At 69.8% G+C, this 25,377-nt stretch carries 20 protein-coding genes and 1 pseudogene; 16 read left to right on the plus strand and 5 right to left on the minus strand.

The features are described 5' to 3' along the window. The first annotated feature begins 2 nt into the window (after window positions 1-2). From ACWD2L_RS29110 to ACWD2L_RS29160, 11 genes are all read left to right on the plus strand, one after another. A complete protein-coding gene (locus tag ACWD2L_RS29110; protein ID WP_351339688.1) occupies window positions 3-938 on the plus strand; it encodes a carbohydrate ABC transporter permease in 936 nt (311 codons plus the stop codon). Window positions 939-943: 5 nt separating this feature from the next. Continuing rightward, window positions 944-1,855, plus strand: coding sequence for a carbohydrate ABC transporter permease (locus tag ACWD2L_RS29115; protein WP_351339691.1), 912 nt, complete (start codon window positions 944-946; stop codon window positions 1,853-1,855). A gap of 9 nt (window positions 1,856-1,864) precedes the next feature. Continuing rightward, complete coding sequence (locus ACWD2L_RS29120; protein ID WP_351339694.1) at window positions 1,865-3,130, plus strand: 6-phospho-beta-glucosidase; 1,266 nt, start codon at window positions 1,865-1,867, stop codon at window positions 3,128-3,130. Beyond that, window positions 3,127-4,125 (plus strand): N-acetylglucosamine kinase, encoded by a 999-nt coding sequence (locus ACWD2L_RS29125; RefSeq protein ID WP_351339697.1) that lies wholly within the window; start codon window positions 3,127-3,129, stop codon window positions 4,123-4,125. Before ACWD2L_RS29120 ends, ACWD2L_RS29125 begins: the two co-directional genes overlap by 4 nt. A 190-nt stretch (window positions 4,126-4,315) precedes the next feature. Next, a complete protein-coding gene (locus ACWD2L_RS29130) occupies window positions 4,316-5,770 on the plus strand; it encodes a hypothetical protein (RefSeq protein ID WP_351339700.1) in 1,455 nt (484 codons plus the stop codon). Window positions 5,771-5,784: 14 nt separating this feature from the next. Beyond that, window positions 5,785-6,837, plus strand: coding sequence for a glutamate ABC transporter substrate-binding protein (locus ACWD2L_RS29135; RefSeq protein ID WP_351339703.1), 1,053 nt, complete (start codon window positions 5,785-5,787; stop codon window positions 6,835-6,837). 67 nt (window positions 6,838-6,904) lie between these two features. After that, window positions 6,905-8,212 (plus strand): hypothetical protein, encoded by a 1,308-nt coding sequence (locus ACWD2L_RS29140; RefSeq protein WP_351339705.1) that lies wholly within the window; start codon window positions 6,905-6,907, stop codon window positions 8,210-8,212. 53 nt (window positions 8,213-8,265) lie between these two features. Next, window positions 8,266-11,025, plus strand: a complete 2,760-nt coding sequence (locus ACWD2L_RS29145) for a tetratricopeptide repeat protein (RefSeq protein ID WP_451192248.1) — start codon at window positions 8,266-8,268, stop codon at window positions 11,023-11,025. A gap of 29 nt (window positions 11,026-11,054) precedes the next feature. Continuing rightward, the gene (locus tag ACWD2L_RS29150; protein WP_351339708.1) at window positions 11,055-12,362 is read left to right on the plus strand and encodes a protein phosphatase 2C domain-containing protein; all 1,308 of its coding nucleotides are present in this window, start codon (window positions 11,055-11,057) and stop codon (window positions 12,360-12,362) included. 246 nt (window positions 12,363-12,608) lie between these two features. Then, complete coding sequence (locus tag ACWD2L_RS29155; protein ID WP_351339711.1) at window positions 12,609-13,964, plus strand: vWA domain-containing protein; 1,356 nt, start codon at window positions 12,609-12,611, stop codon at window positions 13,962-13,964. Between the two features lie 77 nt (window positions 13,965-14,041). Further along, the gene (locus ACWD2L_RS29160; protein WP_351339714.1) at window positions 14,042-15,340 is read left to right on the plus strand and encodes an FHA domain-containing protein; all 1,299 of its coding nucleotides are present in this window, start codon (window positions 14,042-14,044) and stop codon (window positions 15,338-15,340) included. A gap of 37 nt (window positions 15,341-15,377) precedes the next feature. On the opposite strand, the gene ACWD2L_RS29165 is transcribed toward ACWD2L_RS29160, so the two are convergent. Beyond that, entirely contained in the window at window positions 15,378-16,376 is a 999-nt protein-coding gene (locus ACWD2L_RS29165; RefSeq protein WP_351339717.1) for a methyltransferase domain-containing protein, read from the minus strand. A gap of 104 nt (window positions 16,377-16,480) precedes the next feature. On the opposite strand from ACWD2L_RS29165, the gene ACWD2L_RS29170 reads away from it, so the two are divergent. Continuing rightward, window positions 16,481-16,885 (plus strand): globin, encoded by a 405-nt coding sequence (locus ACWD2L_RS29170; RefSeq protein WP_351339720.1) that lies wholly within the window; start codon window positions 16,481-16,483, stop codon window positions 16,883-16,885. 205 nt (window positions 16,886-17,090) lie between these two features. On the opposite strand, the gene ACWD2L_RS29175 is transcribed toward ACWD2L_RS29170, so the two are convergent. The 3 genes from ACWD2L_RS29175 to ettA are packed head-to-tail and all read right to left on the minus strand — an operon-like array spanning window position 17,091 to window position 19,866. Further along, the gene (locus tag ACWD2L_RS29175) at window positions 17,091-17,774 is read right to left on the minus strand and encodes a hypothetical protein (protein ID WP_351342831.1); all 684 of its coding nucleotides are present in this window, start codon (window positions 17,772-17,774) and stop codon (window positions 17,091-17,093) included. Further along, window positions 17,771-18,202 carry an acyl-CoA thioesterase gene (locus ACWD2L_RS29180; protein ID WP_351342833.1) on the minus strand — a complete coding sequence of 144 codons (432 nt, stop codon included), beginning with the start codon at window positions 18,200-18,202 and terminating at the stop codon, window positions 17,771-17,773. Before ACWD2L_RS29180 ends, ACWD2L_RS29175 begins: the two co-directional genes overlap by 4 nt. After that, window positions 18,202-19,866, minus strand: a complete 1,665-nt coding sequence (ettA, locus tag ACWD2L_RS29185) for an energy-dependent translational throttle protein EttA (protein WP_351342835.1) — start codon at window positions 19,864-19,866, stop codon at window positions 18,202-18,204. Before ettA ends, ACWD2L_RS29180 begins: the two co-directional genes overlap by 1 nt. Window positions 19,867-20,208: 342 nt before the next feature. Between ettA and ACWD2L_RS29190 the strand changes: the two genes are divergently transcribed. Continuing rightward, entirely contained in the window at window positions 20,209-20,421 is a 213-nt protein-coding gene (locus ACWD2L_RS29190) for a hypothetical protein (protein WP_351342837.1), read from the plus strand. A gap of 30 nt (window positions 20,422-20,451) precedes the next feature. On the opposite strand, the pseudogene ACWD2L_RS29195 reads toward ACWD2L_RS29190, so the two are convergent. Next, window positions 20,452-20,617, minus strand: a pseudogene (locus tag ACWD2L_RS29195) (GntR family transcriptional regulator); the annotation flags it as partial. A 115-nt stretch (window positions 20,618-20,732) separates the two neighbouring features. On the opposite strand from ACWD2L_RS29195, the gene ACWD2L_RS29200 reads away from it, so the two are divergent. The 3 genes from ACWD2L_RS29200 to ACWD2L_RS29210 all read left to right on the plus strand — a co-directional run bounded on the left by ACWD2L_RS29200 (window position 20,733) and on the right by ACWD2L_RS29210 (window position 25,367). Then, complete coding sequence (locus tag ACWD2L_RS29200) at window positions 20,733-21,047, plus strand: hypothetical protein (protein WP_351342839.1); 315 nt, start codon at window positions 20,733-20,735, stop codon at window positions 21,045-21,047. A 985-nt stretch (window positions 21,048-22,032) separates the two neighbouring features. After that, window positions 22,033-23,274, plus strand: a complete 1,242-nt coding sequence (locus ACWD2L_RS29205; protein ID WP_351342841.1) for an ATP-grasp domain-containing protein — start codon at window positions 22,033-22,035, stop codon at window positions 23,272-23,274. Window positions 23,275-23,327: 53 nt separating this feature from the next. Further along, window positions 23,328-25,367 (plus strand): hypothetical protein, encoded by a 2,040-nt coding sequence (locus tag ACWD2L_RS29210; RefSeq protein ID WP_351342843.1) that lies wholly within the window; start codon window positions 23,328-23,330, stop codon window positions 25,365-25,367. Window positions 25,368-25,377: the final 10 nt, after the last annotated feature.

The raw sequence follows: 25,377 nt of genomic DNA on the forward strand, positions 1-25,377 counted from the left end.
GTATGGCACTCACCCTTTCCAGGCCTGCCCGCCGCAGACTGCGCACCCTGGGATTTCTCTCCCCCTGGCTGATCGGATTCAGCGCCTTCTTCGCCTATCCGCTGCTCGCCACCGTCTATTTCTCGTTCATGCACTACAACCAGATCAAGGCGCCCACTTTCGTGGGGCTGCGGAACTGGGTGTACGTGTTCCGGGACATGCCCCTGTTCGGGCCCGCCCTGTGGAACACGGTGTGGCTCGTCGTGGTGATGGTGGCGCTGCGCGTGGTGTTCGGGCTCTCGCTCGGGCTGCTCGTCACGAAGATAAAGAGCGGGGTCGGGTTCTTCAGGACCGCCTTCTATCTGCCGTATCTCGCGCCGCCCGTCGCCGCGACCGTCGCCTTCGTCTTTCTGCTCAACCCCGGCTCAGGGCCGGTCAACGAGATCCTCGCCAAGGTCGGCATAGACGGGCCCAACTGGTTCAACGACCCCACCTGGGCCAAGCCCTCGCTCGTCCTGCTCTCACTGTGGGGCATCGGCGACCTCATGGTCATCTTCATGGCCGCGCTGCTCGACGTACCGAAGGAGCAGTACGAGGCCGCCGAGTTGGACGGCGCGGGGCCGCTGACCAAGTTCCGCTACGTGACGTGGCCCTCGATCACCCCGATCGTCATGTTCGCCGTGGTGACGGGCGTCGTGCAGACCATGCAGTACTACACGCAGGCCCTCGTCGCCGGAAAGATCGCCTCGGGCGTCTCCATCGGCCCCGGCAGCGTCATCCAGCCGGGATACCCGGACCACTCGACGCTCACCGTCCCGCAGCTCGTCTACTCGATGGGCTTCCAGAACTTCAACACCGGCGCGGCGTGCGTGCTCTCGCTCGTCCTGTTCGCCATTGCCATGGCCGTGACCTCGCTGCTCATGCGCAAGCGCTCGGGTCTGCTCGCGGCGGAGGACTGATCGACATGACGACTACGACACTGAGCCCCGGCGCCACGCACACGGACGCCGAGCCCGTGCACGCCGACGGGCCCGCGGGCCGGCGCGCCCGCCGGCAGCGGGTCCTGCACTGGATCGCCGTGCACAGCATCGCGATCGCGGTCGCGCTGCTCTTCGTCCTCCCCTTCGTGTTCGTCTTCCTGACGTCCGTAATGAGCGACGGGCAGGCGATGAGCGGCGACCTGTGGCCGGACTCCTGGCACTGGGAGAACTACAAGGCGGTCCTCCAGACGGACGGCTTCCTCGACTGGTGGAAGAACTCGCTGGTGTACGCGGGCCTCGGCACGCTGTTCACCGTGTGCTCGGCGATACCCGTCGCGTACGCGCTCGCCAAGTTCCGCTTCCGCGGGCGGCGCACGGCGATGCTCCTCGTCATCTCGACGATGATGCTGCCGCCGCAGGTCATCGTGATCCCCATGTACCTGGTGTGGGCGCAGCAGTTCCACCTGTCCGGGACGCTGTGGCCGCTGATCATCCCGATGGCGTTCGGCGACGCGTACTCGATCTTCCTCCTCCGTCAGTTCCTGCTGACGATCCCGAAGGAGTACATCGAGTCGGCGAAGGTCGACGGCTGCGGCGAACTGCGCACGCTGCTGAAGGTCGTGGTGCCGATGGCCAAGCCGGGCATCGCCGCGGTCGCCCTCTTCCAGTTCTTCTACTGCTGGAACGACTACTTCGGGCCGCAGATCTACGCGGCCCAGAACCCGGCTTCCTGGACGCTGAGTTACGGCCTTGAGTCCTTCAAGTCCGCGCACAGCGTCAACTGGAACCTGACGATGGCGGCCACGCTCCTGGTGATGGCGCCGGTCTGCCTCGTCTTCTTCTTCGCACAGAAGGCCTTCGTCGAAGGCGTCACTCTCACCGGAGTAAAGGGCTAAGGGATTTCTATGAAGCTCGCCGTGGTCGGCGGAGGATCGACCTACACACCCGAACTCATCGACGGGTTCGCGCGTCTGCGGGACACGCTGCCGATCGAGGAGCTCGTGCTCGTCGACCCGGCCGCGGACCGCCTCGAACTGGTCGGCGGCCTCGCCCGCCGCATCTTCGTCAAGCAGGGGCACCCGGGCGTTATACGTACAACGTCCGACGTGGACGCCGGTGTCGCGGACGCCGACGCCGTGCTGCTCCAGCTCCGCGTCGGCGGGCAGGCGGCGCGCCTCCAGGACGAGACGTGGCCGCTCGACTGCGGCTGCGTCGGGCAGGAGACGACCGGCGCGGGCGGCCTCGCGAAGGCGCTGCGCACGGTCCCGGTCGTCCTCGACATCGCCGAACGGGTCCGCCGCGCCAACCCGGACGCCTGGATCATCGACTTCACCAACCCGGTGGGCATCGTGACGCGCGCGCTGCTCCAGGCGGGCCACAAGGCCGTCGGCCTGTGCAACGTCGCGATCGGCTTCCAGCGGAAGTTCGCGCGCCTCCTCGAGGTCGAGCCGTCCCAGGTGCACCTGGACCACGTCGGCCTCAACCACCTGACGTGGGAACTGGGCGTGCGCCTCGGTGGCCCCGACGGCGAGAACCTGCTGCCGCGCCTGATCGCCGAGCAGGGCGACGCCATCGCCGAGGACCTGCACATGCCGCGCACGGTCGTCGACCGCCTCGGCGTCGTCCCGTCCTACTACCTGCGCTACTACTACCAGCACGACGCCGTCGTACGAGAGCTGCGCACGAAGCCGTCCCGTGCCGCGCAAGTGGCGGAGATGGAGCGCGAGTTGCTGAAGATGTACGGCGACCCGACGCTCGACGAGAAGCCGGAGCTGCTCGCCAAGCGCGGCGGCGCCTTCTACAGCGAGGCGGCGGTCGACCTGGCCGCCTCCTTGTTGGGCGGCGGAGGCTCCCCGCACCAGGTGGTGAACACGTACAACAACGGCACGCTCCCCTTCCTCCCCGACGACGCCGTCATCGAGGTGCAGGCGTCGGTCGACGCCAAGGGCGCGAAGCCGCTGCCCGTACCGGCACTCAACCCCCTGTACGCAGGCCTGATCGCGAACGTCACGGCGTACGAGGACCTCGCCCTGGAGGCGGCCCTGAAGGGCGGCCGCGACCGCGTCTTCAACGCACTGCTCGCGCACCCGCTGATCGGCCAGATCGAGTACGCCGAGCAGCTCACGGACGAACTGATCGCACACAACCGGGAGCACCTCGCGTGGGCATGACCGTCCTTGCCATCGACGCGGGGAACAGCAAGACCGACGTCGCGGTGGTCGCGGCCGACGGCACTGTCGTCGGCGCGGCCCGCGGCGGCGGGTTCCAGCCCCACCGGACGAACGCGGAACCCGCCGTGGACGTCCTGGCGGAAGCGGTCGGCCGGGCGTTCGCGCAGGCGGGCGTGGGCGCGGTCGACCATGTGTCGGCGTGCCTGGCCAACGCGGACCTGCCCGTGGAGGAACGGGAGTTGGCGCGCGCCCTGACCGCGCGCCGCTGGGGATCGCGGGTCGACGTCCGCAACGACACCTTCGCCGTGCTGCGCGCCGGGCTCCTGGAGGACGCCGAGCCGCGCGGCGTCGCCGTCGTGTGCGGGGCGGGCGTCAACTGCGCGGGGATGCTGCCCGACGGCCGCACGGCCCGGTTCCCCGCGATCGGCCGGCTCTCCGGTGACTGGGGCGGCGGGGGCGGCCTCGCGGAGGAGGCCATCTGGTTCGCCGCACGCGCGGAGGACGGCCGCGGCGACCCCACGGCGCTGATGCACGCCCTGCCCGCCCACTTCTCCCTCCCCTCCATGTACGCCCTGATCGAGGCGCTGCACCTGGGCCACATCCCCGCGGTCCGCCGCCACGAGCTCACCCCGGTCCTCTTCGCCACGGCGGCGGACGGCGACCCGGTGGCCCGAGCCCTGGTCGAGCGGATGGCCGACGAGGTGGTGGCGATGGCAACGGTCGCCCTGCGCCGCCTCGACCTCCTCGAAGAGGAGGTCCCGGTACTCCTCGGCGGCAGCGTCCTGGCCGCCCGCCACCCCCAACTCAACGACCGTGTCAGCACCTTGCTCTCCGAGCGGGCCCCACGGGCAACCTCCCGGGTGGTGGCAGAACCTCCGGTCCTGGGGGCAGCCCTGTTGGGCCTGGACGCGGTGGGCGCACCCCCGGAGTCCCACGCGCGTACGCGCGCCGAGTACGCAAACCCAGCCCCCCACTCAAGCCCCGCCGGCGATTGAGGCGCGGGGTCCGGGGCAGCGCCCCGCGACCGCAACAACGCCGCCGCGAACACAAACGGGGAACCGAACCCCCCTCCCCCACGTGTTCCAGAACGGAGCGCTTCCGCACAAGATCCAGGGAATGGCTGTGCGGATGTCAGTCGCCCAAGCGATACTTGCGACCGACGTACGACCATGGGGGAGGGTCGAAGTGACATACCCGTCGAACGGAAGCGTGGCGCCGCCGGAGCGCCCCGCCACACCGCCGACGCCGGGCGTGCCACCGCAGGCGCAACGCGGCGGCGGCCCGCCCGGCGCACCCGCGCCCACGCCCCGGCGGCGCACCGCCTGGGCGGAGGGCGTGGACCGGCTGAAGGCGGGGGCCACGACCGAGCCGGGCCGGCTCCGCATCATCGGCGCCGTACTCGCGCTGCTCGTCGTGGCGTTCGGCGCGACGACGGCCTGGCAGATGACGGACCGCTCGGCCGCCGCCGACGACGTGCTGCACTCCAGCCAGCCGCTGAGCGCCGACGCCGCCGACATCTACCGCTCGCTCGCCGACGCCAACACGGCGGCGTCCAGCGGGTTCCTCGCGGGGGGCGAGGAACCCGCGGATACGCGCGACCGGTACGAGCGCGACATCAGGAACGCCGCGGACAAGCTGGTGACGGCGGCGACCAGCACCGACCCCGGCACCCGCTCGGCGGGGACGATCGCGGAGCTGAACAAGCTGCTGCCGCAGTACAAGGGCCTCATCGAGCGGGCCCGGGCCAACAACCGGCAGGGCTTCCCGCTGGGCGGCGCCTATCTGCGGTACGCGAACGAGAAGATGCAGACCGAGATGCTCCCGGCCGCCGAGGATCTCTACAAGACGGAGAACCAGCGGCTGCGGGACGACTACGACTCGGCGACGCCCTACCCGTGGATCGCGATCGCCCTCGGCGTGCTCGCCCTCGCCGGCCTCGCGTGGGCGCAGCGCCGCAACTACCGCCGTACGAACCGGGTGTTCAACCAGGGGCTGCTCGCCGCCACCGCGGCGTCCACCGTGGTGCTGCTGTGGCTCGTCGTCGGTCACACCGTCGCCCGCAGCGGGCTGAGTTCGTCGTACGACCATGGCGTACGGTCCTTGAACGTGTTGCACGACGCGAGCATCGCCTCTCTGAAGGCGCGGGGCAGCGAGAACCTGACGCTGGTCAGCCGCGGCGCCGAGACGGTGTCGGTGAAGGGCAAGACCAAGGACAAGTACGACGTCGACTTCCAGCAGGAGATGACCGCGCTCGCCGGCAAGCTGAACGCCGCGTACGCGCTCGCCGACGGCGAGGGCGACACCGCGGGCCGGGCGCCCGTGACCAAGGCGAACGCCAGCATGAAGGAGTGGCGAAAGCGCCACCAGGACGCGCGCGAGCAGGACGACTCCGGCAACTACCAGGGCGCGCTCGACAAGATCATCGGTTCGAAGAAGGACAAGCCGACAGGTGAATGCTTCGATCTGGTGGACAAGAATCTGGACACGGCCCTCGTTCACGAGCAGCGTCAGTTCAGCGCCGACGCGGGCAACGGTCTCGACGCGATGACCGGACTGCCCGCCGGGGCTGCGCTGTTGGCGGTGCTCGCCGCGGGTGGCGCGGTGTTCGGCATCGGGCGCAGGCTTTCGGAGTACAGGTGAGAGGGGGTGCGGCGATGAACGAGCTAGGGACGGCGCGAAGGGTGACTCTGCGCGGCTGGGGCGGCGTGGCCGCCATGGCGGTGGCCTGCGCCCTGACGGCGGTGTTCGCGCTGCTGCTCCCGCTGACCCAGCAACAGCGCCCCTCGCACGACGGCACGACGAGCTATGCCTCCGGTGGCGTCGCCGACGGCAGGCAGGCCAAGGCGGACGACTGCGACGCCTCGGTGAAGGGCAAGGAGCCGGAGCGCAGCCTCTCCCCCTCGGGCAGCGAGAGCGGCAGCGCCGTGCAGGCCGTCAAGGACCGCGGCTACCTCTCGGTCGGCGTCGACCAGAACAGCTACCGCTGGGGCTACCGCGACCCCAACAGCACCGCGAAGACAAGCGAGTTGGAGGGCTTCGACATCGATCTCGCGCACGAGATCGCGGGCGACATCCTCGGCGACCGGGACGCGATCCGCTTCCGCGCCATCCCCACGAACGAGCGCATCCCGGCGATCCAGCACGGCGACGTCGACATGGTGGTGCGCACGATGACCATCAGCTGCGACCGCCTCAAGGACGTCGCGTTCTCCACCGCGTACTTCCAGACCGGCCAGCAGGTGCTCGCCCCGAAGACCTCGGACATCAAGGGGTACGGGGCCTCGCTCGCCGGCAAGCGGATCTGCACGGCGACCGGTTCGACGGCCGCGTCGTCGCTGGAGGACGGCAAGAAGAAGCCGGTGGACGAGGGCGGTCTGCCGCAGAGCACGGACATCTCCACGACCGTGCCGAACCAGCTGGACTGCCTGGTGCGGCTGCAACTCGGCGAGGTCGACGCGGTGGTCACCGACGGCGCGCTCGCCGCGAGCCAGGCCGCGCAGGACCCGACGGTGCAGGTCAAGGGCGAGCCCTACACCAAGGAGTTCTACGGCGTCGCCATGAAGAAGGGCGCGGACGACCTGGTGCGCCGGGTCAACCAGGTGCTGGTGGACTACCGCAAGTCGGACGGCTGGCAGAAGTCGTACGACCACTGGCTGAAGCCGGCGCTCGGCTCCTCCTCGGGGCCGCCCGCACCGAAGTACAAGTAGGCAGGACACGTAACACACGCAGTACGGCAGGGACTTGACGAGAACTCGGGAAAGCGAGAGGTGATCGATGGGCGTCGCGGGACCCGCCGGCCCAGTGATGGACCGGGACGAGGTGGACCGTGCCCTGGCCCGGCTCGGCGCGGAGCACGAAGCGATCGAGTCGTCCCTGCTCGCCCTCCAGGACCACGCGGGGCGCAGACTCCTGGAGGGCGCCCGGCTGACCGGGACGACGCAGGAGCGCTGGGCCTCGGCCGACCTGGAGATCACGCTGCTGTGGGCGTACTTCGACGCGTACGCGGGCGCGCTGCGCACGGCGCGGGAGATCCGCTCGCGGCGCCGGCTGCCCAACCGCGGCGACCTGACGGAGCTGACGGAGCTGCTGCGCGGCGAGTCCGTCACCATCGCGGCGGGCCCGGGTGCGGGCGGCGCCTCGCCCTCGATCACCGGGCCCGCGAAGCTGTCCGAGCAGTTCACCCTCGCGGCGCTCGTCGACCGGATGAACGCGCTGTACGCGTCGTCCCTCGACATGGTGGTGGCCGCCGACGCCGTGTGGTCTGCGCTGCCCGCCCGTATCGACATGCTCGCCGCCGAGCTGGCCCGCACCCGGCAGCTCGCGCACTCCGTAGGAGTGCGTCCCGGTGAGCATCCGGCGGGCGACGACCTGGAGCGGATCACCGGCTCGCTGACCCGGATGCGCGAGGAAGTGGTCTCCGACCCGCTCACGTACTGGCAGCAGGCGGCGGGGAGTTCGGCGCCCGGCGGCGGCCGCCCCGACACCACGGCGTACGACCGGGAGGCCCGCGCCCTGGAGGACGTGCGCCGGGAGATCGAGGCCGTGCTCGGCGTCCGGCAGGACGCGGAGGTGCGGCTCGGCCGGCTGCGGGACGTGCTGTCGCGCGCGGACCGCACGCTCGCCGAGGCGCGGTCGGCGCGCATCGAGGTGCTCGCGAAGATAGCCGGGTCCGACGTGCCCGCGGTGTCGGGTCCGCCGACGGTGCTGCAGGAGCAGTTGGCGACGGCGGCCGAGTACCGCAGGCGCGCCCAGTGGAACCGGCTCTCGCCGCTCCTGGAGTCGCTGGAGTCGAAGGCGGAGGACGAACTGCTGCGCGCGCGTGAGTCGTTGACGGCGGTGACGGCCCCGCTGGCGGTCCGCGCGGAGCTGCGCGGGCGGCTCGACGCGTACAAGGCGAAGGTGGCGAGGCTCGGTTTCGCCGAGGATCCGTTCCTGGTGGAGCGGTACGACGCGGCGCGGCGCATGCTGTGGAGCGCGCCCTGCAATCTGCGCGCCGCGGAGGCGGCGGTGCTGCGATATCAACGGGCGGCGGCGGACGCGCTGTCCGCGCCCGCCGACAGATCGGCCAGGGGGGAGTCGTGAGCGTGGCGCCACAGAAGTGCGGCAGAGCGGGTTGCACGGGCACGTACGAGGACATGGGCGGGGAGCTGTACTGCAACACGTGCGGCCTGAAACCGCAGCCGGCCGGTGCGTCCGGTGGCACCTACGGGGGCAGCGCCCCCACCCACCGGCCCGCCGCCCGGCCGCAGGTCGCCCCCGTGGGTGCTCCGGCCGCGGCGTCCTCCTGTCAGCGGCCCGGCTGTACCGGTTCCTACGAGGACATGGGCGGCGGCGAGCTGTACTGCGGCACGTGCGGGCTGGCCCCGGTCGTGTCGCCGAGCGGAATGGTGGCGTCGCCGCCGACCGGGATCGCCGGTGGCGGGCAGCGCGGCTCGCAGAACTCCTCCAGTTCGCGGGCATCGGCCAGGACGTCGGCGCGCTCCTCGCAGTCCCGCCGGTCCGTGTCGGGCCGGCTCTCCCGCTCCCTGTCCGGAAGTTCGACCTCGCGCTCGGTGTCGGTGCGCAGCTCCGGTGCGTCGGCGGGTACGTCGGCCCGTTCCCGGCTCGGCGTCGGCCTGGTCAACGTGCCGGACGTGCCGCGGCCCGACCCGCGCGCGATGGTGCAGGAGCACCCCGAGGTCCCCGAGCGGAAGCGGTTCTGCTCGCGCTCCGACTGCGGCGCCCCGGTGGGCCGTTCACGGGGCGAGCGCCCTGGCCGCACGGAAGGCTTCTGCACCAAGTGCGGCCACCCGTACTCCTTCGTGCCGAAGCTGGCCACGGGCGACGTCGTGCACGGTCAGTACGAGGTCGTGGGCTGTCTGGCGCACGGCGGGCTCGGCTGGGTCTACCTCGCCGTCGACCGCGCCGTCTCCGACCGCTGGGTCGTCCTCAAGGGCCTGCTAGACACGGGCGACCAGGACGCGATGGCCGCCGCGATCTCGGAGCGCCGCTTCCTCGCGGAGATCGAGCACTCCAACATCGTCCGCATCTACAACTTCGTCGAGCACCTCGACCAGCGCACCGGCTCCCTGGACGGCTACATCGTCATGGAGTACGTGGGCGGCAAGTCCCTCAAGGAGATCGCCAACGAGCGGCGCACCCCCGAGGGCAGGCGGGACCCGCTGCCGGTCGAGCAGGCGTGCGCGTACGGCATCGAGGCCCTTGAGGCGCTCGGTCATCTGCACAGCCGCAACCTCCTCTACTGCGACTTCAAGGTCGACAACGCGATCCAGACCGAGGACCAGCTCAAGCTCATCGACATGGGCGCGGTCCGCAGGATGGACGACGACGAGAGCGCGATCTACGGGACCGTCGGCTTCCAGGCGCCCGAAGTCGCCGAGTTGGGGCCCTCCATCGCCTCGGACCTCTACACCGTGGCCCGTACGCTCGCCCTCCTCACCTTCGACTTCCAGGGCTACACGAACGTGTTCGTGGACTCGCTGCCCGACCCCGACAACATCGAGGTGTTCCGCACCTACGAGTCGTTCTACCGGCTCCTCGTGCGCGCCACGGACCCGGACCCGGCCCGCCGCTTCGCCTCCGCGCAGGAGATGGCGGAGCAGCTGACGGGCGTCCTGCGCGAGGTCGTCGCGCTCCAGACGAACCGGCCGCGGCCCGCCCTCTCCACGCTGTTCGGGCCCGAAGTGAAGGTCACGGACACCGAGTTGTTCGGCCTGCTCGCGGGCGAGGTGTCAGCGCTAGGGGCGCGCGAGACGCCCGTACGCGTACGGAACGGCCGGGGTCCGCGGAAAGCCGCGGCCGCGCTGCCACCGCCGCCCGTCGCGCCCGCCCTGCCGCCGTCGTCCGCCGAGATCGTCAAGCCGCTTCAGGCGCAGGGCACCGCGCTCGCGCTCCCGGTGCCGCGCGTCGACCCGGGCGATCCGAACGCCGGTTTCCTCGCGGGCCTCATCGCCTCGGCCCCCGCCGAGCTGATCGCGGCCCTGCACGCGGCGCCCGCCGACTCCCTCGAACTGCGCCTGCGCGAGCTGCGGGCCCGCCTCGAAATGGGCGGCGTCTCCTCCCGGGGGACAACCCCCGGGCCCCCGGCCGGACAAGCCGGTCGACCGGGCGAAGCGGCAGGTGAGGACGGAGCGGGTCGACGAGAACTGGACGCCGCGCTCAGCGGTCTGGCCGCCCTTGAGGCCGACCACCCCGACGACTGGCGGGTGGTCTGGTACCGGGGCGTCGCGGCGCTCGCGATCGGCGACCACACGAACGCGGCGCTGTCCTTCGACGCCATATACGACGCGTTCCCGGGCGAGCCCGCGCCGAAGCTGGCGCTCGGCGTGTGCGCGGAGGTGCTCGGCCAGCTCGACAACGCGGCGGAGTACTACCGCCTGGTGTGGTCGACGGATCCGAGTTACGTGAGCGCGGCGTTCGGCCTCGCGCGCGTGCAGCTCGCCGCGGGCGACCGGGTCGGCGCCGTGCGCACCCTGGAGTCGGTGCCCGAGTCGTCGATCCACTACACGGCGGCGCGGGTCGCCGCGGTGCGCTCGCGGCTGCGGGGCAGGACGGCGCAGGGGGCGAACGGCGACCCGTTGCTGCACGACCTGACAGCCGCGGCGGGACAGGTCGAGGCGCTCGACGGGTTCGGTCTCGACGCGGTGCGCCGCGAGCAGTTGTCCACCGAAGTGCTCGGCACGGCCCTGGACTGGGTACTCTCCGGTAGGCAGGGTTCCGGTCCGCCACAGGACCCCGTGCGCACGGTGGTGCTCGGCAGCGATCTGGACGAGCGCGGCCTCCGCCTCGGTCTTGAACGCTCGTACCGGACTCTGGCCAGGCTCGCTCAGCGCGGCGAGGAGAGGATCGAACTGGTGGAGCGGGCCAACCGCTACCGCCCCCGGACGTGGGTGTGAGGATGTCGCAGACGCACAAGGCGGCCGCTATGTCAGTGTGTCCCAGCTGCGAGGAGCCTCTCGAAGAGGCCGATCGCTTCTGCGGGGCATGCGGATACGACCTGTCGGCGCAGCCGCGCGCCGAGGAGCAGCCGCGCGCCGAGGAGCCGGGCGCTTCCGACGCCTCCGTGGAGTGGCCCGCCGCCCCCGACCTGGACAGTTCGGACCCGCCCGCCCCGGTCCACCTGCCGACCGACCTGGAGGGCACGGACTCCGGCGGCTCCGAACTGCCCACCGACGTACGCTTCGACGGTCCACCGTCCGATGAGGAGTTCAGGATCGCCGCGCCCGACCCCCGCACCGCGACGCCCGAGCAACTGGGGTCCGCCACTTCCCCAAGCTCTCGAACAAACTCGAGCAGGGGATACCCCATTCCCGCCGGCACCAAGCTGTGCGTGGCCTGCCGCGCCGGGCACGTCGACCCGGACGGCTACTGCGAGAACTGCGGCCACGCCCAACCCCGCGAACGCGACCACATGGAGCAGGAGTTGGACGCGGTCGCCGCGGTCAGCGACCGGGGCCTGCGGCACCACAGGAACGAGGACTTCTTCACGATCTCCTCCGCCGCGCTGCCCGACGGCTCCGCGGCCGTCGTCGCCGTGGTCTGCGACGGCGTGTCGTCGGCGACCCGGCCCGACGACGCCTCGCTCGCCGCGTCCCGCGCCGCCACCGAGGCGCTGCACGAGGCGCTGCCGCGCGGCACCCACCCGCAGCAGGCCATGCACGAGTCGATCGTCGCTGCCGCCGAGGCGGTCAACGCCCTCGCGGACGAGCCCGAGACGGCCCGCGAGCACAAGCCGCACCAGAACGCTCCGGCGTGCACCTTCGTCGCCTCCGTCGTCACCAAGGAGCTGCTCATCGTCGGCTGGATCGGCGATTCCCGCGCCTACTGGGTGCCCGACGACCGCGAGGCGCCCGCCGCCCGGCTCACCGAGGACGACTCGTGGGCCGCGCAGATGGTCGCGGCGGGCCTGATGAGCGAGGCGGAGGCGTACGCGGACGAGCGGGCGCACGCGATCACGGGCTGGCTCGGCGCGGACGCGTACGAACTGGAGCCGCACACCGCGTCGTTCAAGCCGGACCGCCCCGGAGTGGTCGTGGTCTGCTCCGACGGACTGTGGAACTACGCGGAGTCCGCCGACGAGATGGCCCGCCTGCTGCCCGCGGACGCGGCGGACAACCCGCTGCGCAGCGCCCAGGTCCTGGTCGGCCACGCCCTCGACGGCGGGGGCCACGACAACGTAACAGTGGCGGTGCTGCCGTTCCCTGTGCCGCAGTCGGGGGCAGGATCGGCGTAGGGCCTGTCGTTTGGGTCAGGCCGGATCAGGGAGCGGGGCCTGGTGCGTGCGATCGCAAGGCGGAGGAGGGAGGCGACGCGAATGGGGCCTCCCCTGCTCGAGCGAAGCCGAGAGCTTGGGGAAGTCGTCGACCGACGACAACGCCGCGAGCGTGCGTGCCAGGCCCCGCGAGCCCGGCCTGACCCAAACGACAGGCCCTAGGCCGGGAAGCGCACAAATGGTCTTGTTCAGGGGGGACATGTCACCATGGCAAATTTCTCGAAATCGCACGTTCCGCAATTCGCCGTCGAGGTCTACCAGAACGAATATCTGCCGGAGGGCGGCCGTGACGTCAACGCGATCGTCACGGTGACCTCGACCGGGGGCGGCACCGTGGGCGGCGCGGTCAGCGCGCCGCACCTGTTCAGCGTCGCGGGCGAGGGCACGGACGCCGCGGTGGTGCTGATGGTGGACTGCTCCGGCTCGATGGACTACCCGCCCACCAAGATGCGCGGCGCGCGCGAGGCCTCGGCCGCCGCGATCGACGCGCTGCGCGACGGTGTGCACTTCGCGGTGATCGCCGGCACCCATGTGGCCAAGGAGATCTACCCGGGCGAGGGCCGGCTCGCCGTCGCGGACCGGACCACGCGCGGGCAGGCCAAGCAGGCGCTGCGCAAGCTGTCCGCGAGCGGCGGCACCGCGATCGGCACCTGGCTGCGGCTGGCCGACCGGCTCCTGGCCTCGGCGGACGTGTCGATCCGGCACGGCATCCTGCTCACCGACGGCCGCAACGAGCACGAGTCGCCGGAGGATCTGCGCGCCACGCTGGAGGCGGGCGCGGGCCGCTTCACCTGCGACGCCCGCGGCGTCGGCACGGACTGGGAGGTGAAGGAGGTCACAGGCATCGCCTCCGCCCTCCTCGGCACCGCCGACATCGTCGCCGACCCGGCCCATCTCGCCGAGGACTTCACGCAGATGATGGAGACGGCGATGGGCAAGGAGATCGCGGACGTCGCTCTACGCCTGTGGACACCGCTCGGCTCGGAGATCACGTTCGTGAAGCAAGTCGCCCCGCGCGTCGAGGAGTTGACGGAGCGTCGCACCGAGGCGGGCCCGCGGGCCGGCGACTACCCCACCGGCTCCTGGGGCGACGAGTCCCGCGACTACCACGTGTGCGTGCGGGTCCCGGACGCCGATCTCGGCCAGGAGATGCTCGCCGCCCGCGTCTCCCTGGTGATCCCGCAGCCGGACGGCTCGGCACAGGCCGTTCCGCTGGGCGCACAGGGTCTCGTACGGGCGGTGTGGACGGACGACATGGCAGCCTCTACGTCGATCAACCCGCAGGTCGCCCACTACACGGGTCAGGAAGAACTCGCACAAGCCATCCAGCAGGGACTTGACGCACGAAAGTCGGGCGATTCGGACGGGGCGACCGCGAAGTTGGGCCGCGCGGTGCAGCTCGCGGCCCTCTCCGGGAACGCGGATACGGCCAAGCTGCTTTCGAAGGTGGTGGACGTTGTGGACGCCACGGAAGGTACTGTTCGATTGAAGGCGAAGGTCGCGGAGGCCGACGAGATGACTCTCGAAACCCGGTCGACCAAGACAGTTCGCGTCAAGAAGTAACCTCCCACGTACAAAATATCCACCCACGCACTACGGCAAGCCCTGCTTGCACATGAAGGAGAGGGGGAAGCGCCGACATGCCGACCTGCCCGAACGGACACCAGTCGGGTTCCGAAGACTGGTGCGAGGTCTGCGGTCACCGCATGGCCGGTGCCGTGCCCCCGCCCCCTCCGCCGCCTCCGGCCGCCGGTTACGGCTACCCGCAGCCGGCCGCGCCGCAGGCGCCGCAAGGTGGGGCGGGTACGCCCGAACTGTGCCCGCAGTGCCGTACGCCGCGTGAGGGCGGCGCGCCGTTCTGCGAGGAGTGCCGCTGGAACTTCCTCACGAACACGGCGACGTCGTACACGCCCGCGGCCCCGAACCCGCCGATGCCCACGTCGGGCGGCCAGGGCGGCCCCGCCGCACCCGGCTTCCCGCAGCCCCACGAGCCGCAGGGCCCGAACCCGGCGCTGCAGTTCCAGCAGCAGCCTCCGCCGCCCGGCCCGGACTCGTACGAGTACCAGGGCTCGCGGCCCTCGCAGATCAACCGGCCCGCGGAGCCGATCCCGCCGTCCCCGTTCGGCAACGAGCCGTCGTTCGGGAACGAGCCGTCGGGTCAGGCCCCGCCGCCTCCCCCGCCGTCCTTCGACGGCCCGAGCCCGTACGAGACCGGTGGCGGTGCCCCGCAGGGCTTCCAGCAGCAGGCTCCGGCGCCCGCGCCGGCTCCGCCCACGCACCCGGGCCCGTACGGCCAGCCGGGTCCGCACGGCCAACCCGGCCCGCCGCAGCCCGTGCAGCCGGGGCCCATGCAGCCCCCGCCGCCCAACCCTTCCTTCGGCGGTCCTGGTGGTCCTGGTGGCCCCGGTGGCGCGAACGGGGACGACTGGATGCTGCCGCCTCCGTCGTCGGACCCGTCGGCGCCCGCGGGTCCCTCCACGACCCCGCCGCCGTTCCAGCAGCAGCAGCCGCCGCAGCAGCAGCAGTACGCCCCGATGTCGTGGTCGGCGACGATCGGTCCGGACCGCGACTACTTCATGGCGATGATGCAGCGCAGCGGCCCCGAGGCCTCGGGGCTCAACCTGCCCGCGTACTCGCCTGAGCAGCAGCGCCCGCTCACCGGGAACCAGCTGTCGATCGGCCGACGCCGGCACTCCACCGGGGAGTCCCCCGACATCGACCTGTCGGTGCCGCCGGAGGACCCGGGCGTCTCGCACCAGCACGCGGTGCTCGTGCAGCAGCCGGACGGTACGTGGGCGGTCGTCGACCAGAACTCGACGAACGGCACGACCGTCAACAACGGCGACGAGCCGATCCAGCCGTTCGTCCCCGTACCGCTGCAGGACGGCGACCGGGTGCACGTCGGAGCGTGGACGACGATCACGATCCGGCGCGGCTGAGCACACGCAGTCGTAGGACGTTGCCGGGCACCTGCACCTAGAGGGTGGTGCCCGGCAACTCCCATGTGTGGGGCCCCTCCGGATCGTCCAGCCAGGCCCGCTGGCGCCCGCCGCGCACGGTCACCCCGAACCGCTCGCGCTCGGGCCTGCCCTCCCGCTCCCACAGCGCGAGCGCGTCGTACGGGTCCAGGCGGCCCGACGTCAACGTCAGCAGGAACCGGAACAACTCCTCGCGCAGCACGGGGTGCGGCAAGCCACCGGCCCGGGGCTCGGGCGCCCGCTCCGGGCCGCCGCGCAGCGCCATGAAGTACGCGGAAGTATGCAGAAACCGCCCCTCCGCATACCGCCCTTCCACCTCCCCCTCCCTCACATCGAGGGCCACGAGCCCGGTCGACAGGGGCGCGAGGATCCGCGCACCGGCCGCACACTGCCCGAGCCAGCCCGTCGGCACCGAACGCAACGCGCACGTCGCCACGATCCGGTCGTACGGCGCCCGCTCCGGGCAGCCGCGCGTCCCGTCACCGGTGACGACGCCCGTCCGGTACCCGGCGGCGGCGAGATGAGACCTGGCGGACTCGGCGATCTCCGGATCGAGGTCGACGGACGTGACGTTCCCCGCACCGACCCGGTGCGCGAGCAGCGCCGCGTTGTACCCGGTCCCCGCACCGATCTCCAGAACCCGGTCCCCGTCCCGTACCCGCAGCTCCGCGAGCATCCGCGCCATCAGGGACGGCTGGCTGCTGGAGGAGACCAGCACGCCGTCGCGCAGCCGGGTGGCCAGCGGCTCGTCGGCGTAGGCGCCGCGCAGCCAGCGCTCGCGCCGCTCCGGGTCGGGGTGTTCGCCCCACAGCCGCTCGTAGCCTCCCGGGGCACCCACGAAGTAGTACGGCACGAACAGATGCCGCGGCACCTCCGCGAACGCCTCCCGCCAGGCGGGGTCGGCGTCCCAGGCACCACTGTGATCGATCTCGCGCACGAGCCGGGCCCGCGCCCGTACGGCGAGCTGCTCGAGGTCCCGGGTGTGCTCTGCGCCCATATGTCCACTGTCCTGCCCGAACCGGAAAACGGCGACCCCCGTTCCGCGGTCGGAGGGGACCTAGGTCCCCGGTCCCCGGCCGGTGTGTCTGAGACCATGGACGGGTGACTGAGATCCCGCGCGACACGCTTCAGGAGCAGACGTTCTACGAGCAGGTGGGTGGCGAGGAGACGTTCCGCCGCCTCGTGCACCGCTTCTACGAGGGCGTCGCACAGGACCCGCTGCTGCGTCCCATGTACCCGGAGGAGGACCTGGGCCCCGCCGAGGAGCGCCTCGCGCTGTTCCTCATGCAGTACTGGGGCGGCCCCCGCACCTACAGCGACAACCGCGGCCACCCGCGCCTGCGCATGCGCCACGCCCCGTTCCAGGTCGACCGCGCGGCCCACGACGCGTGGCTGAAGCACATGCAGGCGGCAGTAGAGGACCTCAACCTCTCCGAGGAACACGAACGCACCCTGTGGAACTACCTGACATACGCGGCAGCTTCAATGGTCAACACAGCGGGCTGACACGCTCCAGCCATTCAATCCCCTGCGGACGGGTGAGCAGCATCTTTCAAGCCCCTGCGGACGGGTGAGCTTTTCAAGCCCCTGCGGACGAGTGAGCCACTTCAAGCCCCTGCGGCGATTGAGCAGGCTTTTCAAGCCCCGCCGGCGATTGAGGCGCGGGGTCCGGGGCAGAGCCCCGCGACCGCAACCCCGTCTGGGCTCCCGCTCACACGGGGCTGACGGAGAGCCCACCCAGCACGGCGGACGCCCTCCGCACAGCCACCGACCCGTACGCGGTACGCAACCGCACCCACGCCCCGGCAACCACCAGGTCAACCTCCGCCCCCCGCAAAAACCCAAGAGACGCCGCCGCATGCACCATCCGCACCGGCGCCCCACTCCCCCCGATCTCCCGCGCCCAGACCTCACCACCGATCCGGTCAAGCTCCCCGCGGGTCCGCTCCTCCGGCGCCAACTCCTCAACCCGCGCCCGGAATTCAGCCACCGCCGCCTTCACAAGCCCACGCAACGCATCCGCATCCGGGAACCCGTCCACCCGCTCCCACCCACCGAGCGGCGGCAACACCCCGGCCCACGGCGGCCCGGTGACCGCGGCGGGAACCGTGGCCGTAGCCGTCCCCTCGTCGAGCGAGTCGAGCAACTCCCCCGCGGACACGGTCACATCGAGCGTGTCCTCGATCCCGTTCTCGTACGGCTTGAGCAGCCGCGCCGTCCGCACGGCCAGCACCTCGAACGAAGGCGGCCGCCCGAACACCGCGAGCGCCTGCCCACCGGCCTGCGCCCGCAGCCGCACGGCGGCCGCCTTGTCGTAGTGCAACAGCCGGCCGAGGAAGGCGGCGAGATCCGCCACCTCCCCCGCGTCGGCGAAATGCAGCACGGACGCGCTCATGCGACGAGCGCCTCCGCACGATCCGTACGCCCCGCGTCGTCGTCCCGGTACTCCTCGAGGAACTCCCGCTCCTCGCCGGTGATCCGACGCGGCCGCTGCGCCTCGAAGTCGAACGGCACGACGACCGTGGAGGCACGCACGTACACGACGTCCTCGTCCTTCACTTCATAAGAGAGCGTGAACGAAGCCGCCTTTATCTCACTCACCCACAGCTCGATGTCCACGGGCCGGTGCCGGTGCACCAACTGCCGCTTGTAGTCGATCTCATGGCGCGCCACGACGGACCCCTGCTGGAAGTCCTTGTCGGGCCGGAACAGGAAATCAATCCGCGCTTCCTCCAGATACCGAAGGAAAACCACGTTATTGACATGCCCGTAGGCATCCATGTCGGCCCAACGCAGGGGGCAGGCGTATACGTGGCGAGCCATCAGCCGCGGGTCAGCTTCTTGTAGGTGGCGCGGTGCGGACGGGCCGCGTCGGCACCGAGCCGCTCGATCTTGTTCTTCTCGTAGGACTCGAAGTTGCCCTCGAACCAGAACCACTTGGACTCACCCTCGTACGCGAGGATGTGCGTGGCGACCCGGTCGAGGAACCACCGGTCGTGAGAGACGACCACAGCGCACCCCGGGAACTCGAGCAGCGCATTCTCAAGGCTGCTGAGGGTCTCCACATCAAGGTCGTTCGTCGGCTCGTCAAGGAGCAGCAGGTTGCCGCCCTGCTTGAGGGTGAGCGCGAGGTTCAGACGGTTGCGCTCACCGCCGGAGAGCACGCCGGCGGGCTTCTGCTGGTCAGGCCCCTTGAACCCGAAGGCGCTGACGTACGCCCGCGAGGGCATCTCAACCTGCCCGACATTGATGTAGTCGAGCTCATCGCTCACCACGGCCCAAAGGGTCTTCTTCGGGTCGATGTTGGCGCGGTTCTGGTCGACGTACGAGATCTTGACGGTGTCGCCGACCTTGATGGAACCGGAGTCCGGCGTCTCGAAGCCCTGCAACATCTTGAACAGGGTGGTCTTACCGGCACCGTTCGGGCCGATGACACCGACGATGCCGTTACGCGGCAACGTGAAGCTCAGGTCATCGATCAGAACCTTGTCCCCGAACGCCTTACCCAGGTGCTCGACCTCGACGACCATGCTGCCCAGGCGCGGGCCCGGCGGAATCTGGATCTCCTCGAAGTCCAGCTTCCGCATCTTGTCGGCCTCGGCCGCCATCTCCTCGTAGCGGGCGAGACGCGACTTCGACTTGGTCTGCCGCCCCTTGGCGTTGGACCGCACCCACTCCAGCTCTTCCTTGAGCCGCTTCTGCCGCTTCTCGTCCTTCTTGCCCTCGACCTTGAGGCGCTCGGACTTCTTCTGCAGGTACGTGGAGTAGTTGCCCTCGTAAGGGATCGCGCGGCCGCGGTCGAGCTCAAGAATCCACTCGGCGACGTTGTCCAGGAAGTACCGGTCGTGAGTAATGGCCACGACAGTGCCCTTGTACTGGGCGAGGTGCTGCTCCAGCCAGTTCACGGACTCGGCGTCGAGGTGGTTGGTGGGCTCGTCGAGGAGCAGCAGGTCGGGCGCCTCGATGAGCAGCTTGCAGAGCGCGACGCGGCGCTTCTCACCACCGGACAGGTTGTTGACGGGCCAGTCCCCGGGCGGGCACCCGAGAGCGTCCATGGCCTGCTCCAGCTGACCGTCGAGGTCCCACGCGTCGGCGTGGTCGAGGTCCTCCTGGAGCTTGCCCATCTCGTCCATGAGCTCGTCGCTGTAGTCCGTCGCCATGAGCTCGGCGACCTCGTTGAAGCGCTTGAGCTTGCCCATGACCTCGGCGGCGCCGTCCTGCACGTTCTCCAGAACGGTCTTGGACTCGTCGAGCTTCGGCTCCTGCATCAGGATGTTGACGCTGTAACCGGGCATGAGCACGGCGTCACCGTTCGACGCCTGCTCGATCCCCGCCATGATCTTCAGGACGGTCGACTTACCGGCACCGTTCGGACCGACAACGCCGATCTTCGCTCCGGGCAGGAAGTCCAGGGTGACATCGTCGAGGATCACCTTGTCGCCGTGCGCCTTGCGCGCCTTGCGCATGGAGTAGATGAACTCAGCCAAGAGAAACCGTCCGGCAGTCGAAGTGTGTGTAGCAGTAAAGGCCCCGCATACTGCGGCTCCACCGCGTGAGGGCAGATACACCCCATCTTGCCTGATGGCCACCGGCCGGGGGAAACCCGTATCGCCCTGTGGCCCTGAACTGGGCGTTCTACGGGGCCGGTCGTAGCGGAGCTGTCACTGTCGGTCGCCGATTGTCGCCGTCGACCAACCTCGCACGGCCCAGGGACGACCCAGAACCCGTCACCGGCTGATCACTTGGCGGCATGCCACCCTTGCGCCACGGCACCAGCGGACGCACGGGACGACCTCCGAGACCTCCTCAACGAATGGGACCCGATCGGGGTGGCCGAGCTCGTCCAGGACGAGTACGACTACATGCCGACGCCACTCCTGACTCGACTGCGGCGCGGGGCTGGCCGGGCAGAACTGAGGGACTTCCTGCACGACGAGCTGACGGGTCACTCCGGCCTACCCGAACCCCACGGTGCGGATGATGCGGATGACGTGGCCGCCCGCCTCACCGCCTGGTGGACCTCGACGCATCCGCAGGTCTGACGTGCCCAGCCGTTCGACGCCCTGGCAGCGCTATCGGCCGATGGGAATCTCGTAGACGATCTCGCAGAGGGCGGCGGGCACGACGATGTCGGCAGTCTCCACGGGCCGACTGGTCGCTGTAGTACGTGCGCCGGATGTGCGTCACGAGCGCGCTCTTCTGGATACCCAACATCGACGCCTCATCGGCGGTGACCTGGACGAGACGGGAAACGAGACGGTGACGAGCGACTGGCCTTGAAGACCGTTGCGAGACACTCGCGTTCGGGAGTGAGCTGCGTCACACTGACTGTCAGGTTAAGCAAGGGGGGACCATGAGCGACTCGTACGTCAACGCACCCATCCGAGCTCGCATGTACGCGAACATATGGCACAAGGTGATCTGGGTCGTCGTGGTTGTACTGTCGGCCGGCCTCTTAGCGCCGCCGTTGTTCTTCATCGCGGCCAAGAAGCGCGTCGTCAGCATGATCGTTCCGATCGTCTATGCAGCGCTCATTTACGGCTCGGCCGTCCTGGCGTCAGTGTTCGGCAACCCAAAGAACTGGGTGGGTGGCGTCTTGGCCATCACGATGATTGTCGCCGCTGTACACGCAGCCATCCTCGACACCGATTGGAAGTCCGGCCGGTGACGCCCACGGTGTTGCCGTCCCGGCAGAAGTAGAGCGCCGGGTCGACGCGGAAGGAAGGCGTCTGCCGTACGACCCGATCACTTTCCTCCCGTCGTTACCCTTGTGATCCGTAGCTCTATGCGGATCGGCCAGTACAGGCCATATCGGTTGTGTAGACGACCCACACGGCGGCTACGGAATGCCATCGGTGCTGCGGTTGCCGTACCTCGCTGCTGTACCGCAACTCCCGCACAGGGTCGCAAGAGCAGCAACATCGGCATAGGCGCCGATCACCTTCGCCGTAGGCTCCCAGGCAATTACCACGAGAACGATCACGATCGTCACCCACGGCCCAAATCGCAGGTTTGACAGGTACCCCCCGGTCGAGAGGCAGACTCACAGAGATGTCCTTTCCGGATGTCTTGAAGCCCGTCCGTGGCGCCATACCTCCAAACGACAGCGTCTCGGACGGGCTCTCCTTTGTTGTGGCACAAGTTTCGGCCACCCTAGAAGCAGGAAATGCGGCCCGAACGGGGGTGGGGAGAACAGGGGCTAGGTATTATGGAACACGCCACCACCTGGCCATTTACGGATGGGCGGAGGTCGCCCGAAGATGGCTCATTCTTTTCGAAGTTGCGTTTCCTGCATGAACTCGACCGCCCCCTTTGCCCATAATCGCGATCACCCACGCAACTCCAGCTTCCATCCCGCCCGCCATCGACCCACACGTATGTGGAGCGGGCGTGACCCCTGGTGTCCAGGTGGAGCACCCGTAGCGCGGTCCGAAGGCATGAGCGCGAGGGGCGGCGAAGCCGGTAACCCGCCGGGCTTGTAAGGCTATTGACACCGTTCGGTCACCTCCCTGCCGGGTCCGGGGGCACCAGGTGCCCCCGGGAGGGAATGACCAGACCGGCCTCGGGCAGGAGGTGCATGCGCGGCAGACCGCCGGGCAGGGCGTGCGTGGCACGTCGTCGATGAGCGCATCGCGCCGAAGGAGAAACGGCCTATGACACAGGGCGAAACAGCCACCAGGAACCCGGACAAGGGCTACGTAGCGCTACTTGGCTGGAGTCTCAACGCGGTGGAAGCCCTGGACCGATTCGATCGGAGATACGTCGTCGTGGCCCCGGAGTGGGCCGAGGAGTACTGCGTCGAGCACGACATCCCCTACGTACCGTGGAATTTCGAGCGGCTCAACGACCGCTCCATGGAGATCGCCGAGACCCTTCAGAACGAGGGCGTCGACGTCGCGATCCCGCTGTATGAGGAGACCGTCGAATGGGCGGGGGCGATCAATTCCGTCCTCCTGGGCAATCCGAGGCTGTACGGACAGGCCATGCTGCTGCGCGACAAGGCGCTGATGAAGCGCCGCGCGCAACTCGGCGGCATCCGCGTCGGGATCTTCGAGGAGGCCCACGACCGGGACGACGTGATCCGCTTCCTCAAGCGCGTCAACCAGACGCTGCTCAAGCTGGACGGGGACCCGAACGACCCGATCCACCTCAAGGCGTTCGACAAGGCCGGCTGCCTCGGGCACCGCGTCATCCGCACCCCGGACGAGGTCGACACGATTCCGGACGAGGAGTTCCCCGTCCTCATGGAATCCCACCTCGACGGCTGGGAGTTCGCGGTCGAGGCGTGGGTGCACAACGGGAAAATCAAGTTCCTCAACATCTCCGAGTACGTCACGCTCGGCTATTCGGTGTTCGTGCCCGCGACCCCGGAACTGGAGAAGTACCGCCCGCAGATCACGGCGCAGATCGAGAAGCTCATCAAGACGTTCGACATCGAGTTCGGCTTCGTGCACCCGGAGTACTTCGTCACCAGCGACGGCGAGATGCACTTCGGCGAAGTCGCCTACCGGCCGCCGGGCTTCAAGGTGTTCGAGTTGCTGGAACGGGCATACGGGTTCAACGCCTACCATGCGCTGGTGCTGGCGTTCGACCCGAAGACGACCGAGGAGGAGATCGACGCCTTCTTCCCGCGCGAGGTCGTCGACGCGTCCGGCGTCGCCGGCTGCTTCGGTGTCTACCCGCGCCGCCGCGTCGTCAGCGAGCTGGAGATCCCGGAGGAGACCGAGGACGACGACTACTACGAGTCGCACGACCTCTCGACACCGCTCGAGGAGACCGTCACCAAGAGGACCGCGTTCGGCACCCATTGGGGCCTGGTGTACTTCTTCGGTGACGACCCGTACCGAATGCGCGAATTGTTGAAAAAGCAGGAAGAGCTCGACTTCTACGTCTGAGAACTCACGTCTGAGAACTCATGGACGCAGGAGGCCAACCCGAGGGAATCCCTTTGAAACCGACCGTCGACGTCAACGGTGAGGCCACGACGCTGGACAAGCGCGTGACCGCACTCGACGACGCCATCCAGGCCATGGCCGAAACCCGTGACTTCGGCAAGCACACGAAGCTGCGGCGGCTCCTGGAAGCCCTGCGGCGGGTGCTCACGCAGCCGGGTGGCGCCGCGGCCGTCCAGGCCAGGGCGCAGGCCCTCGAGGAGGCCGGGCTCTTCCAGGGGACGGACTGGGCGTCACCGGAGATCCTCATCCCGTCGCTGGTCAGCGCAGGTCTGCTCAGCGGGGACACGGACACCGTGGTGATCGAGGCGACCAGCGAGCTGCGGATGCTCGCCGTCGCCCGCGGTGACTTCGCGCACCCGACGCTGCCCGCCGATGACGCCCGGCAGTTCCTCTCCCAGGTCCTGGCGGCCAACCTGGAGCTGCTGTTCAGCGCGCCCAGCGAGGCGGAACGCGCCCAACAGGGCCGGACCGCACAGCTCATCCGGGACCTGTTCCGGCACCTCGCCGACGAGATCGGTTACGACAGCGTCCTGGACAACCTGGTCGACGAGATCTGGCGGATCCTGCGCCAGCGTCCGATCCAGGTCGAGGCGGTGCAGGCGCTGATCACCCGGATCGCGGTCTACCGCAATGACCCGGACGTCGCTCTCGGCGTGTCCTCGGGGCAGGGCATCGACCGGCTCATCACGAGCCTGTTCGGGACCACCGAGGCGTGCCGGGACGACCCGGGCATGGAGGTCTTCCGCTCCCGCCTCGAGGCGATGGACGCCGGCGGCCTGCAGTACGAGGCGGCGGGGTTCGCGCGGGCGATGCACGACACCGGCCTGGTGTCGCAGTACCACGCGGAGCTGCTCCGGTTCCTGCTTCAGGAGAGCGACTACCTCGTCGGTGAGGCGCTCGGCCTCTCCGACACCGGCCGCAACTGCCTGTTGCGCTACAGCCAGTTGGTGCACCGGCTGGTCGAGGTGGCCGTGCACCCGCAGACCGCGCAGTGCATCTACGGTCTCGCGCTGCTGCTCGACCGCGGCATCCTCTACGAGCCGCCGATCGTGCCCGCACTGTGGCGCCAGCTGTCACTCGAACTCGCCCCGGCCGCGCGGGAGCGGCTGACCGCGGTCTTCGGCGAGGGCGACGAGGAAGTGGGGCCGCGGGAGCGACTCGTCGCGGGGGTGCTCTCGATGCTGGGCCAGCCGCTCGGCGTCGGCCAGGGCGACAACCCCACCTGCCAGTCGGCCCGCGCGCTGTCGATGTGGTCGTACAACGACCCGGACTACCTGCTGCAAATGGTGGTCTGGGCCGCCCGCGACGACGAGGTGCTCATGCACTTCGAAGGACAGCCGATCTCGTCGAAGGACAGCGGGGCCGGAGTGGCGACCACGCTGCCGATGGACCTGGACCCCGTATCGCTGGTCGTGGTGCCCCACTTGGACCGGATCTACGCCGAGATGGGGAGGCGCTGCGTCGACCGGCCCGGGGATCCGCACCGGTGGGTCAACCCCGAGTTCCACGGCTGGTGGACGCCTCGCGGGTTCCACATCAACGTAGATGTCGCGACCGGGAACCTGGTCGACCTCGACGAGTTCCTGCGGGCGTTTCACGCCGGCTACCACCCGTTCTACAACGGGGAGCAGCCGCTGATCCATCCGCAGCCGGCCGGTGTCGCCGTCACCGACAGCGCTGCCCGCTACGTCGGCTGGCACGCGATCACGATCCTGCGGGTCGCGCCGGACCCGCAGGACGTCATGCGGGTGTACTTCTTCAACCCGAACAACGACAGCGGCCAGGACTGGGGCGACGGCGTCGTCGTCTCCACCGCGGGCAACGGCGAGCGGTTCGGCGAGGCCTCACTGCCGTTCGACCAGTTCGCCTCACGGCTCTACATCTTCCACGCCGACCCGCTCGAACACGGCGAACCGGAGCGGGTGCCCGCCGAGGACGTCGCGGGGATCATCGGCTACATCGAGCGCAGTTGGGGCGACGACCGGCTGCCGGCGGGGATGTTGCAGGCCCAGGAGGGGCCGCCCAGCTTGTGAGCCCGGTACC

This window comes from Streptomyces sp. NPDC002754 (assembly GCF_053592315.1).

Coding starts and splice junctions, on each gene's coding strand:
- ACWD2L_RS29110 (WP_351339688.1), top strand. CDS start 3: ATGGCACTCACCCTTTCCAGGCCTGCCCGCCGCAGACTGCGCACCCTG.
- ACWD2L_RS29115 (WP_351339691.1), top strand. CDS start 944: ATGACGACTACGACACTGAGCCCCGGCGCCACGCACACGGACGCCGAG.
- ACWD2L_RS29120 (WP_351339694.1), top strand. CDS start 1,865: ATGAAGCTCGCCGTGGTCGGCGGAGGATCGACCTACACACCCGAACTC.
- ACWD2L_RS29125 (WP_351339697.1), top strand. CDS start 3,127: ATGACCGTCCTTGCCATCGACGCGGGGAACAGCAAGACCGACGTCGCG.
- ACWD2L_RS29135 (WP_351339703.1), top strand. CDS start 5,785: ATGAACGAGCTAGGGACGGCGCGAAGGGTGACTCTGCGCGGCTGGGGC.
- ACWD2L_RS29140 (WP_351339705.1), top strand. CDS start 6,905: ATGGGCGTCGCGGGACCCGCCGGCCCAGTGATGGACCGGGACGAGGTG.
- ACWD2L_RS29145 (WP_451192248.1), top strand. CDS start 8,266: ATGGGCGGGGAGCTGTACTGCAACACGTGCGGCCTGAAACCGCAGCCG.
- ACWD2L_RS29150 (WP_351339708.1), top strand. CDS start 11,055: ATGTCAGTGTGTCCCAGCTGCGAGGAGCCTCTCGAAGAGGCCGATCGC.
- ACWD2L_RS29155 (WP_351339711.1), top strand. CDS start 12,609: ATGGCAAATTTCTCGAAATCGCACGTTCCGCAATTCGCCGTCGAGGTC.
- ACWD2L_RS29160 (WP_351339714.1), top strand. CDS start 14,042: ATGCCGACCTGCCCGAACGGACACCAGTCGGGTTCCGAAGACTGGTGC.
- ACWD2L_RS29165 (WP_351339717.1), bottom strand. CDS start 16,376: ATGGGCGCAGAGCACACCCGGGACCTCGAGCAGCTCGCCGTACGGGCG.
- ACWD2L_RS29175 (WP_351342831.1), bottom strand. CDS start 17,774: ATGAGCGCGTCCGTGCTGCATTTCGCCGACGCGGGGGAGGTGGCGGAT.
- ACWD2L_RS29180 (WP_351342833.1), bottom strand. CDS start 18,202: ATGGCTCGCCACGTATACGCCTGCCCCCTGCGTTGGGCCGACATGGAT.
- ACWD2L_RS29200 (WP_351342839.1), top strand. CDS start 20,733: ATGAGCGACTCGTACGTCAACGCACCCATCCGAGCTCGCATGTACGCG.
- ACWD2L_RS29205 (WP_351342841.1), top strand. CDS start 22,033: ATGACACAGGGCGAAACAGCCACCAGGAACCCGGACAAGGGCTACGTA.